This window comes from Cellulosimicrobium funkei (assembly GCF_900155925.1).
Classification (GTDB): domain Bacteria; phylum Actinomycetota; class Actinomycetes; order Actinomycetales; family Cellulomonadaceae; genus Cellulosimicrobium; species Cellulosimicrobium funkei.
The window spans coordinates 109,246-119,876 of the sequence record NZ_FTMI01000003.1 but is presented as its reverse complement, the minus strand read 5'-3'; the positions used below and the strand labels follow the sequence as shown (position 1 = coordinate 119,876).

Below are 10,631 nucleotides of genomic sequence, written 5' to 3'. Positions count from 1 at the left end.
AGGACCGCACCATGACCGGACCCGCCTCCCCCGACCCCGACCCGCTGGACGCCTCGCACCGCTCGTCCGCGGCCGACTTCTCGGCGAGCGGCGACGTGCAGCCCGGCGAGACCCCGCCCGCGGAGGACCAGGTGAGCGCGCCGCAGGGCCACGAGGAGCACGGCCCGCACCGGGCCGTGCCGTGGGTCTGGATCGGGGTCGTCGGCGTGGTCGCCGTCGTGACGGCCCTGTTCTTCGTGGGCTACGCCGTGGGGCTGCTCGGCTGAGGTCGGGCCGCGCGCGGCGCGGCGACCCCGAGCGCGCGCACGTCCCACCCGGCGGCACGCCACCGCGCGCCGTCGACGGCGTTGCGCGCGTCCACGAGGCGCGGCGACCGCACCACGTCGGCCAGAGCGCCGGGGTCGAGGTCGCGGTACTCGTCCCACTCGGTCGCGAGGACCACGACGTCGGCGCCGGTCGCCGCCTCGCGCGCGTCCGTGGCATACCCGAGCTCGGGGGCGGCCGCCTGCGCGAGCGCGAGGGCCTGCGGGTCGGTGACGACGACGTCGGCCCCCTCCGCGGCGAGCGCCCGGGCCAGCGCGAGGGCGGGCGAGCTGCGCACGTCGTCGCTGTCCGGCTTGAACGCGGCGCCGAGCACCGCCACGCGTCGCCCCGCGAGGGAGCCGCCGCACGCGGTGCGCGCGAGCACGACGGCGCGCTCCCGGCAGCGGTCGTTGATGGCGTCGACCTCGTCGAGGAACGACACCGCCGGGCCGACGCCGAGCTCGCGCGCCCGGGCCGCGAACGCGCGGATGTCCTTGGGCAGGCACCCGCCGCCGAACCCCAGGCCCACGCCCAGGTACTCGCCGCCGATGCGGCGGTCGAGCGCCATGGTGCCGACGAGCGCGACCGCGTCGCCGCCCGCGGCCTCGCACACCTCCGCGACCGCGTTGGCGAACGAGATCTTCGTCGCGAGGAACGCGTTGGCGGCCACCTTCGCGAGCTCCGCGGTCGCGAGGTCGGTCACGAGGCGGGGCACGCCGTCGTCGAGCAGCCGCGCGTAGACGGCGTCGAGGCGCTCGACGAGCGCGTCGCCGTCGTCGGGCACGCCGTAGACGAGCCGGTCCGGGTGCAGCGTGTCCGCGACCGCGTGCCCCTCGCGCAGGAACTCGGGGTTCCAGGCGAGCCGGACGCCGTCGGGCAGGTCCGTCGCGAGCCGGGCCGCCGTGCCGACGGGGACGGTCGACTTGCCGACCACCACCGACCCCGGGCGCAGGTGGGGGCGCAGCGCCGCGAGCGCCGCCTCGAGCTGCTGCAGGTCCGCGACACCGCTGCCCGCCGACTGCGGCGTGCCGACGCACAGGAAGTGCACGTCGGCGACGCCCGCGTGCGCGACGTCGGTCGAGAACGTGAGCGACCCCGCCCCGCCCGGGTCGGCCAGGAGCGCGGCGAGACCTGGCTCGAAGAACGGGGCCCTGCCCTCGGCGAGCGCCGCGACGCGCGCCGGGTCGACGTCGATGCCGACGACCTCGTGCCCCAGGCGCGCGAGGGCCGCCGCGTGGACCGCCCCGAGATAGCCGCAGCCGTGCACGGAGACCCTCATGCCGGCTCACCCGCCTCGTCGGTGGCGCCGCCGCGCGCCGCACCGACCGCGACGGGCGTCTCGCCGCCGCCGTCGGAGCGGAACCACTCGATCGTCCGGGCGAGGCCCTCGGCCCACGGCGTGCGGGCCCGCCAGCCGAGCGTGCGCTCGGCGAGGCTCGTGTCCGGTCGACGGCGGCGCGGGTCGTCCTCGGGCAGGTCGACGTGCACGATCCCGGCGTCGCTCCCCGTCGCCGCGAGCACGTCCCGCGCGACGCGCTCCACCGTGAGCTCCGTCGGGTCGCCGAGGTTCACCGGGCCCGGGTGGTCGGTGCGCGCGAACGCGAGGATGCCCTCGACGAGGTCGTCCACGAAGCACACCGACCGGGTCTGCGAGCCGTCACCCGCGACGGTCAGCGGCTCGCCCGCGAGCGCCTGCCGCACGAACGTCGGGACCATGCGGCCGTCGTGCCCCCGCATCCGGGGCCCGTACGTGTTGAAGATCCGCACGATCCCCGTGTCCACGCCGCGGCTGCGGCGGTACGCGGCGGTGGTCGCCTCCGCGAACCGCTTGGACTCGTCGTAGACGCTGCGCGGCCCGACGGGGTTCACGTGGCCCCAGTAGTCCTCGCGCTGCGGGTGCACCTCCGGGTCGCCGTACACCTCGGACGTCGAGGCGAGCACGAACCGCGCCCCGGCACGCTCGGCCAGCTCGAGGCCGTGGCGCGTCCCCGCCGAGCCCACGAGCAGGGTCTCGAGCGGGAGCCGGAGGTAGTCCACGGGCGAGGCGGGCGACGCGAGGTGCAGCACGAGGTCGACCCGCTCGGGGTCGGGCACGTCGATCCCGGCGCCGACGTCTCCCTCGACGAAGCGGAACCGCGGCTCGTCGCGCAGCGCGTCGAGGTTGCGGACCCGCCCGGTCGACAGGTCGTCGACGCACACGACCTCGACGCCCTGTCCCACCAGCGCCTCGCACACGTGGCTGCCCACGAACCCGGCACCGCCCAGCACGACGGCGCGGCGCACGGTGCGGGCCGCGCTCGAGGTCTCCGGGGTGTCGCTCATGCTCGTCTCCTCGCGACGGAGCGCGACGCAGGCACGCGGGGACGTTCCGTCCCGCCGGTCGCGCTCGTGCGGACGGGCTCGTGGCTGGACCCGGGGCTCCCACGCTCACACGCCTCCTGTCGGCTCGCACGGCGGCTCGCACGCCGTGCCCGCGCGGGTTCGTCCGGGCGCACGTGGCGGGCGCACGGTCCGGCACCGGGCGCGAGCGATCCGGGGCCGTGGCACGGTGACGCGATGAGCGCACCGACCGCACCCCAGCAGCAGGCCGCCGACCCGGACACCAAGCTGTCCCGTTCGGTCGGGGGACGGCTCCTGTACCTCTTCATCCTCGGCGACGTGCTCGGCGCGGGCGTCTACGCGCTCGTCGGCGAGATGGCCGGCGAGGTGGGCGGCGCCGTCTGGCTGCCGCTCCTCGTCGCCCTCGGCCTCGCCCTGCTGACCGCCGGGTCGTACGCCGAGCTCGTGACCAAGTACCCGCAGGCCGGCGGCGCGGCCGTGTTCGCGGACCGCGCGTTCCGCAGCCCGCTCGTGTCGTTCCTCGTCGGGTTCTCCATGCTCGCCGCAGGCGTGACGAGCGCCGCGGGCCTCTCCCTGGCCTTCGCCGGCGACTACTTCGCGACGTTCGTCGACGCCCCCGACCGCCTCGTGGCCGTGCTGTTCCTCGCCGTCGTGGCCGCGCTCAACGCGCGCGGCATCAAGGAGTCGCTGCGCGCCAACGTCGCGATGACCGCGATCGAGCTGTCCGGGCTCGTGCTCGTCGTCGTGCTGGCCGCCGTCGTGCTGGGGCGCGGCGAGGGGTCGCCGGGCCGCGTCACGCAGTTCGCGGAGGGCACGACGCCGGCGCTCGCCGTCCTCGCGGCCGCCATCCTCGCGTACTACTCGTTCGTCGGGTTCGAGACGTCGGCGAACCTCGCCGAGGAGGTCCGCGACGTGCGCCGCACCTACCCGCGCGCGCTGTTCGGCGCGCTCGTCACCGCGGGCGTCGTGTACGTCGCGGTGGGCGTCGCCGCGGTCGCGGTCGTCGACCCCGAGACGCTCGCCGGCTCGACCGGGCCCCTGCTCGAGGTCGTCGACGCGGAGGGGTCGGTGCCCGCCTGGGTGTTCTCCCTCGTGGCGCTGATCGCCGTCGCGAACGGGGCGCTGCTCACGATGATCATGGCGAGCCGGCTCGCGTACGGCATGGCCGAGCAGGGCCTGCTCCCCGCCACGCTCGGGCGCGTGCTCCCCCGCCGTCGCACGCCGTGGGTCGCGATCGTCGTGACGACCGTGGTCGCGATGGGGCTCGTGTTCACGGGCGACGTCGCGGGCCTCGCCGAGACCGTCGTGCTGCTCCTGCTGCTCGTGTTCGCCTCGACGAACGTCGCGGTCCTCGTGCTGCGCCGCGACCCCGTCGACGCGCCGCACTTCCGCGTCGCGACGGTCGTGCCGGTGCTGGGCGTGGCGTCGTGCGTCCTGCTCCTGACGCAGCAGGACGCCGTGACCTGGCTGCGCGCGGGTATCCTGCTCGCCGTCGGCGCGGTGCTGTACGTCGTGATGCGCTGGACCCGCCGGGCCGCGGACGCACGCGCGGCGTGACGGCGCGGCGCTCGGCTCGGCTCGGCTCAGAGGAGGACCGTGGACCCGATCGGCCGAGAGCGTCGCCTGGTCCGTGCCGCCCGGCTCCTGGCCGCCGGCGTCGTGCTGCCGCTCCTCGCCTGGTGGCTCACCACCTGGGAGGGGAACTACCACCTCGGCTCGGTCTGGCACTACGTCAACCAGGCGGAGAGCCGGGCCGAGCCGTGGAGCGCGGCGGCGATCGAGTCCAACCGGGAGCACCTGGTGGCCGCCGCCCTCCTGGCCGTCGCCGGCCTCGTGTGCCTCGTCGCCGGCCTGACGGTGGCCGTCCGGGCACGGCGCGTTCCCGCGGAGGACCGCGAGCAGGACCGCTAGGTGAACGGGACGAACGGCGGTTGCTCCGGTCCTGACAGCATCGACTGGAGCACGAGCGCCACGGTGAGCACCGCGACCGGGATCGCCGCACCGACGAGTGCGCACCGAGCCGCGACCGCGGCCGTCAGCCCGCCGCGAGCCCGGGCGCGGACGGCCAGGCCGACGGCGGAGAGCGCGACGACCAGCAACAGGACGGCACCGACCAGCGCGCGGACGACGACCGGCTGGTCGGGCACCCCGTCGAGCAGCTCGCTCGACCCGGCGTCCAGCCACCACAGCTCCCACAGGTACTCGCTGGCCGCCCGGCCCAGCAGCACGGCGGGCACGGCGGCGGCGAGCGCGGCACCTCCCACGACGAGCGCGGCACCCCGCCGACCTCGGCCCGGCCCGTGCTCCGACCCTGCGCGTGACGTCATGGCGGAAAGGTACCAACAGCGCAGAACGGACGAGCCGCGCTGTTCCCGCGACAGCAGACCTCCGTACCCCTGGGTGGCCCGACGTGCCGCCGTCAGAGAGGCGTCGCCCCGCCGACCGCCTTCGACGCGACGAGCTCGGCCTTGAACCCCGCAGAGTTCTCGAGCCATCCGGCGTAGTGGTCGGGACCGCCGGCGTGCGGGTAACGGTCGTGGTAGAGCGGGCGCCACCCGTGGTCGGGCGCGGCGACCATGAGCGCGTCGACCCTCGCGGGAGCACCGGCCCGGAACGCGAGGTGGTTGACCCCCGGGGCCCGGCGGTCGTGCGTCGCCCCGGTGAGGTTCGGGGACGTCGTGAACGTGAGGTAGGCCCCGCCACCGGCCCACGACTCACCGTCCGGCCACTCGCTGCGGCGCGAGAACCCGAGCGCGCCCAGCAGCCAGCCCCACTCGGCTCGGGCCGTCGCGAGGTCCGCGACCCAGATCTCGACGTGGTGCAGCCCGGTCACGGCACGCACTGCCCGCTCCCGGCGAGCACCCCTCAGCCGTCCGCGGGCCGGGCGACCGAGCCGCGCACGACGAGGTGCAGCGGCAGCACGGTGCGCGCGGGCGGGACCGCGGGCGGAGTGCCGGTCATCGAGCGCTCGATCGCGTCCATCGCCGCGAGCGCGAGCGCCGCGACGGGCTGCTCCAGCGTCGTCAGCTTGGGGCGCAGCCACTGGCCGACACGGATGCCGTCGCACCCGACGACCGAGAGGTCCTCGGGGATGGAGATGCCGTGCAGCTCGGCGGCGCCCAGCATCCCGACGGCCACGATGTCGCTGCCGACGAACACGGCCGTCGGCGCGTTCCCGGGCCGCGTGAGGTAGGGGAACGTCGAGGCGCCGAACTGCTCGGTGTACGGCCCGTGGCGCACGAGGTCCGGGTCGACGTCGAGGCCGGCGTCGTGCATCGCGTCGACGTACCCACGCAGGCGGTCCTGGGTCGTGGACAGCTCCGCGGGCCCGGCGACGTGGGCGATGCGCCGGTGCCCCTGCTGCACGAGGTAGCTCGTGGCCTGGTAGGCGCCGCCGTAGTTGTCGACGGTGATGGTCTCGACGGGCAGGTCGAGGTCGACCTCCTCGTCGATGACGACGACGGGCAGCCCGTCCGCGACGGCGCGCGCGAGCCGGTCGTCGGTGCGGGACATCCCCACGTAGACGACGCCGCCGAGCGAGCCGTCGCTCGCGAGGAGCTGCCCCAGTCCGGATTCGGCGTCGCCGTGCCGCGTCGACAGCGCGACGACGAGCGGGACGCGGCGGTCGCCCGCGAGGCGCGCGACCTCCTCGGCGAGAGCGGTGAAGAACGGGTTGACGAAGTCGGGCACGACGAGCGCGACCACCCCGGTGCGACGCTCGTCGTCGCGCGCGGCGGGACCGGGCGCGGGGACGACGTACCCCACCTCGCGGACCGCGGCGTCGATCCGCGCCGCCGTCTCCGGCTGGACGTTGAGCTGCCCGCGCAGGTAGCGCGACGCCGTCGAGGCCGACACGCCGGCACGTTGCGCAACACGCGTGAGCGTCATGGCTCCCCTTCCTCGGGGCGGTCCCCCAGATCCCCTGCACTCTACCGGGAGCGTCGGGCCGCGCACGGGTGTTGACAGCCGCGCCGCTCGCCCCCTACGGTCTTGCGCAACGCTACACAACGTTGCGCAACGTCGTCGAGGACGTCGCCGCGCGACCTGATCGCAAGGAGGCCGGGATGAGCCGGGTTCTGCTCGCCGGGGAGTCGTGGATCAACGCGACCACCGACTACAAGGGGTACGACGCGTTCCCCCACGCCCAGCTCGAGATCGGGTGCGCGCGCCTGCTCGAGGCGCTGGCCGCCGAGGGCCACGAGGTCACGCACCTGCCCTCGCACCTCGTCGCCGAGGACTTCCCCTCCACGCTCGACGAGCTCGACGCCTACGACGTCGTGATCCTGTCCGACATCGGCGCCAACTCGCTCCTGCTCCCGCCGGTCGTGTTCTCCCAGGGGCGCCCGTTCCCGAACCGGCTCAAGCTCCTCGCCGAGTGGGTGCGCCGCGGCGGCGGCCTCATGATGGCCGGCGGCTACCTCAGCTTCCAGGGCTTCCAGGCCAAGGCGAACTACCACGGCACCGCGGTCGAGGCCGTCCTGCCCGTCGACATCCTCCCGTACGACGACCGCGAGGAGACCCCCGAGGGCATCGGCGGCACCCTGACCGACGTCGAGCACCCCGTCACCGCCGGCCTCGACCGCGAGTGGCCGATCCTCCTCGGCTACCAGCGCCTCACCGCCAAGGCCGACGCGACCGTCCTCGCCACCATCGAGGGCCGCCCGCTCGTCGCCGTCCGCACCGAGGGCGAGGGGCGCACGCTCGCGTTCGCCTCCGACATCTCCCCGCACTGGGCCCCGCGCGAGTTCATGGACTGGTCCGGCTACGGCCCGCTGTTCGGCCAGGCCGTCACCTGGCTCGCGGGCTGATGACGCCCGAGGTGGTGGTCGTCGGCAGCCTGAACATGGACCTCAGGCTGACCGTCGAACGCCTGCCCCGCTCGGGCGAGACCGTCTCCGCGACGGGCCTCGTCCGCTCCCCCGGCGGCAAGGGCGCCAACCAGGCGGTCGCCGCCGCCCGGCTCGGCCGCCGCGTCGCCATGGTCGGCGCCGTCGGCGACGACGACGACGGCCGCGCGATCCGCCGCCGCCTCGCCGTCGAGGGCCTCGTCCTCGACGGGCTCGCGACGGCGGACCGCCCCACCGGCGTCGCCGTCGTGCTGTGGGAGCAGCCCGAGTCGACGATCGTCATCGAGCCCGGCGCGAACGCCGTCGTCGACGAGGCGTTCGTCACCGAGCGCGCCGACCTCGTCCGCGACGCGGCCGCCGTCCTGTGCCAGTGCGAGACGCCGCTCGGCGCCCTGCGCGCCGTCGCCGCCACCGCGACGGGCACCACGGTGCTCAACCCGGCGCCCGCCGTCCCGCTGCCCGCCCCCGTGCGCGCCGCGTTCCGCGTGCTCGTGCCCAACCGGTTCGAGCTCGCGACCCTCGTCGGCGCGAGCGACGAGCCCGTCGGCACCGACGCCGTGCTCGCCATGGTCCGCGCGCTCGACCACCCCGGGGACGTCGTCGTCACCCTCGGGGCCGACGGCGCGCTCGTCGTCCCCGCGGGAGGCGCACCCGTCACCGTCCCGGCGGAGCGCGTCGACGCCGTCGACACGACCGCCGCCGGCGACTCGTTCTGCGCGGCGCTCGCGGACGGCCTCCTCCACGGCGGCGACCTCGTCGAGTCCGCCCGCTGGGCGGCGCACGTCGCCGCCTCCACCACCACCCGCCACGGCGCCGTCGACTCCCTGCCGCGCGCCACCGACCTGGCCCCCGAGGGCACCAGGATTCCGCTCCACAGCTAAGTCCGACGTACCGTCGGAGGAAGGCACGGTCACGCAATGAAGCACACCACGCCGGCGACCACCGGTTCCCCGTCCGGCACTCAGGGAGGTGCTGTGAGCCCGTCAGCCCGCCGCAGCAGGGTCAAGGACACCGCGACCGCCCTGCTCGTCGTCGCGACCGTCCTCGCGGGGGCCCTCGGCCCCATGCAGGCGGCCGTCAACGGCCAGCTGGGCAAGACGATCGGCGACGGGCACGCCGCCGCCCTCATCTCGTTCGGGACCGGCCTGGTCCTCATGTTCGTCGTCGTGTTCGCGCGCCCCGCGACCCGGCGCGAGGCGCTCGCGATCCCCGGCCTGATCCGCTCGCGCACCATCCCGTGGTGGAACTACCTCGCGGGCCTGTGCGGGGCCGTCATCGTCCTGTCCGAGGGCGTGACCGTCGGCGTCCTCGGCGTCGCGACGTTCCAGATCTCGCTCATCTCCGGCCTCGTCATCTCGGGCGTCATCTGCGACCGCCTGGGCGTCACGGCGTCCGTCAAGCAGCCGCTCACCACCACGCGCCTGCTGGGCGCGGCGCTCGCCATCGCGGCGACCGTCGTCGTCATCTCGCCGAGCTTCTCCGTGCCGCACACGATCGTGCTCGCGATCATGCCGTTCGTGGGCGGTCTGCTCGCGGGCTGGCAGCCTGCCGGGAACGCGGCCGTCGCCGACGTCACCGGGTCGATGCTCGTCTCGATCGGCTGGAACTTCCTCGTCGGCTTCACCGCCCTGCTGATCGCCTACCTCGTGCGCGCGGCCGTGGGCGGCGTCGACTTCCAGCTCCCGAGCGAGTGGTGGATGTACCTGGGCGGCCCGCTCGGCCTGCTGTCGATCGCGCTCATGGCGCTCCTCGTGCGCGGCCTCGGCCTGCTCCTGCTCGGCCTCGCCTCGGTCGCGGGCCAGCTCGTCGGCTCGCTCGTCCTCGACGCCGCGATCCCGGCGCTCGGCCACACCGTGCACGTCGCGACCGTCGTCGGCACGGTCATCGCGCTCGTCGCCGCCGGGATCGGCATGATCCCGTCCGGCAAGGCGGCGCACTCCGACGGCCCGGACGGACCCGGCCCGGACGGCTCCGACGCGGGCGTCGCGGCGGCCGTCGCGGGCGGCGAGGCCGGCGAGACGAGCGCGCGATGAGCGTCACGCCCGCCGGTCACGTCCAGACGGTCACCGGCCGCGCCGCGGCTGCGGACCTCGGCCTCACGCTCCCCCACGAGCACCTCTTCAACGACCTGTCCGGGGTGCTCGACCCGCCGAGCTACCGCTTCTCCGAGGCGGTCGTCGAGGCACCGGTCTCCGCGTCGGTCGCGTGGGCGCTGCGCCAGGACCCGTACTGCTGCGCGGACAACATCGCGGACAAGCCGGTCGCCGCGGTCGCGGCGGAGCTCGAGAGCTTCGCCGCGCTGGGCGGGCGCACGATCGTCGACGCGACGTCGAGCGCCGCGATCGGGCGCAACCCCGAGCGCCTCGCGGAGGTCGCGCGCCGTACGGGCCTGCACGTGGTCGCGGGCTGCGGTGCGTACCTCGAGAAGTTCGAGGGCGACCGCATCGCCGCCGCGGCCGTGGACGCCCAGGCGTCCGCGATCGTCGCGGAGCTCGCCGACGGGATCGGCGGGACCGGCGTGCGGCCCGGCATCATCGGCGAGATCGGCGTCTCGCCGTCGTTCACGCCGGGCGAGGCGGCGTCGCTGCGCGCCGCGGCCCTCGCGCAGCGCGAGCACCCGCACGTCGCGCTCCAGGTGCACCTGCCCGGCTGGCAGCGCCGCGCGCACGAGGTGCTCGACCTCGTGCTCGACGAGGTGGGCGTGCGCCCGGAGAAGGTCGTGCTGTGCCACATGGACCCGTCCGCCGACGACCCGGGCTACCAGCGGTCCGTGGCCGAGCGCGGCGTCTGGCTCGAGTTCGACATGGTCGGCATGGACATCACCTTCCCGAAGGAGGGCGTGTCCCCCGACCCGCACACGACCGCGACCGCGGTGCAGCGCCTCGTCGAGGCCGGCCACGCGGGCCAGGTGCTGCTCAGCCACGACGTGTTCCTCAAGCAGATGTGGGTGCAGCACGGCGGCAACGGGTTCGCCTACGTCCCGACGGTGTTCACCGAGATGCTCGCCGCGCGCGGGGTGCCGCGCGACGTGCTCGCGCGCCTCACGCACGACAACCCGGTGGCGATGCTCACCGCGTGACGCGACGCCGTCCGCCACCCGCACGGCCGGGGCCCGCCAGGGTCCCGGCCGTCGGCGCGTCC

At 75.4% G+C, this 10,631-nt stretch carries 12 protein-coding genes; 7 read left to right on the top strand and 5 right to left on the bottom strand.

Annotation, left to right across the window (positions count from 1 at the left end; translation table 11 throughout):
* Window positions 1–11: 11 nt before the first annotated feature.
* Complete coding sequence (locus BXA05_RS08670) at window positions 12–266, top strand: DUF6480 family protein (protein WP_240696585.1); 255 nt, start codon at window positions 12–14, stop codon at window positions 264–266.
* On the opposite strand, the gene BXA05_RS08665 is transcribed toward BXA05_RS08670, so the two are convergent.
* Both BXA05_RS08665 and BXA05_RS08660 read right to left on the bottom strand, forming a co-directional pair.
* Window positions 242–1,582 (bottom strand): UDP-glucose dehydrogenase family protein, encoded by a 1,341-nt coding sequence (locus BXA05_RS08665; RefSeq protein ID WP_076404733.1) that lies wholly within the window; start codon window positions 1,580–1,582, stop codon window positions 242–244. The genes BXA05_RS08670 and BXA05_RS08665 overlap by 25 nt on opposite strands.
* Window positions 1,579–2,625: an NAD-dependent epimerase/dehydratase family protein gene (locus tag BXA05_RS08660; protein WP_076404732.1), complete on the bottom strand. Its 1,047-nt coding sequence runs from the start codon at window positions 2,623–2,625 to the stop codon at window positions 1,579–1,581. The genes BXA05_RS08665 and BXA05_RS08660 overlap by 4 nt, the downstream gene beginning before the upstream one ends.
* A gap of 234 nt (window positions 2,626–2,859) precedes the next feature.
* Here BXA05_RS08660 and BXA05_RS08655 point away from each other — a divergent pair, with 234 nt between their 5' ends.
* Window positions 2,860–4,200: an APC family permease gene (locus BXA05_RS08655; RefSeq protein ID WP_076404731.1), complete on the top strand. Its 1,341-nt coding sequence runs from the start codon at window positions 2,860–2,862 to the stop codon at window positions 4,198–4,200.
* A 39-nt stretch (window positions 4,201–4,239) separates the two neighbouring features.
* Window positions 4,240–4,554: a hypothetical protein gene (locus BXA05_RS08650; protein WP_076404730.1), complete on the top strand. Its 315-nt coding sequence runs from the start codon at window positions 4,240–4,242 to the stop codon at window positions 4,552–4,554.
* On the opposite strand, the gene BXA05_RS08645 is transcribed toward BXA05_RS08650, so the two are convergent.
* The 3 genes from BXA05_RS08645 to BXA05_RS08635 all read right to left on the bottom strand — a co-directional run bounded on the left by BXA05_RS08645 (window position 4,551) and on the right by BXA05_RS08635 (window position 6,531).
* Entirely contained in the window at window positions 4,551–4,970 is a 420-nt protein-coding gene (locus BXA05_RS08645) for a hypothetical protein (protein WP_143311106.1), read from the bottom strand. The two genes, BXA05_RS08650 and BXA05_RS08645, sit on opposite strands and share 4 nt — an antisense overlap.
* 92 nt (window positions 4,971–5,062) lie before the next feature.
* Complete coding sequence (locus BXA05_RS08640; protein WP_076404995.1) at window positions 5,063–5,476, bottom strand: VOC family protein; 414 nt, start codon at window positions 5,474–5,476, stop codon at window positions 5,063–5,065.
* Window positions 5,477–5,508: 32 nt separating this feature from the next.
* A complete protein-coding gene (locus tag BXA05_RS08635; protein ID WP_076404728.1) occupies window positions 5,509–6,531 on the bottom strand; it encodes a LacI family DNA-binding transcriptional regulator in 1,023 nt (340 codons plus the stop codon).
* Between the two features lie 176 nt (window positions 6,532–6,707).
* On the opposite strand from BXA05_RS08635, the gene BXA05_RS08630 reads away from it, so the two are divergent.
* The 4 genes from BXA05_RS08630 to BXA05_RS08615 all read left to right on the top strand — a co-directional run bounded on the left by BXA05_RS08630 (window position 6,708) and on the right by BXA05_RS08615 (window position 10,569).
* Window positions 6,708–7,451 (top strand): glutamine amidotransferase, encoded by a 744-nt coding sequence (locus BXA05_RS08630; RefSeq protein WP_043653991.1) that lies wholly within the window; start codon window positions 6,708–6,710, stop codon window positions 7,449–7,451.
* Window positions 7,451–8,371 (top strand): ribokinase, encoded by a 921-nt coding sequence (locus tag BXA05_RS08625; protein WP_076404727.1) that lies wholly within the window; start codon window positions 7,451–7,453, stop codon window positions 8,369–8,371. Before BXA05_RS08630 ends, BXA05_RS08625 begins: the two co-directional genes overlap by 1 nt.
* 93 nt (window positions 8,372–8,464) lie before the next feature.
* Window positions 8,465–9,523, top strand: coding sequence for a DMT family transporter (locus tag BXA05_RS08620; RefSeq protein WP_211435847.1), 1,059 nt, complete (start codon window positions 8,465–8,467; stop codon window positions 9,521–9,523).
* Window positions 9,520–10,569 (top strand): phosphotriesterase family protein, encoded by a 1,050-nt coding sequence (locus tag BXA05_RS08615; protein WP_043653986.1) that lies wholly within the window; start codon window positions 9,520–9,522, stop codon window positions 10,567–10,569. Before BXA05_RS08620 ends, BXA05_RS08615 begins: the two co-directional genes overlap by 4 nt.
* Window positions 10,570–10,631: the final 62 nt, after the last annotated feature.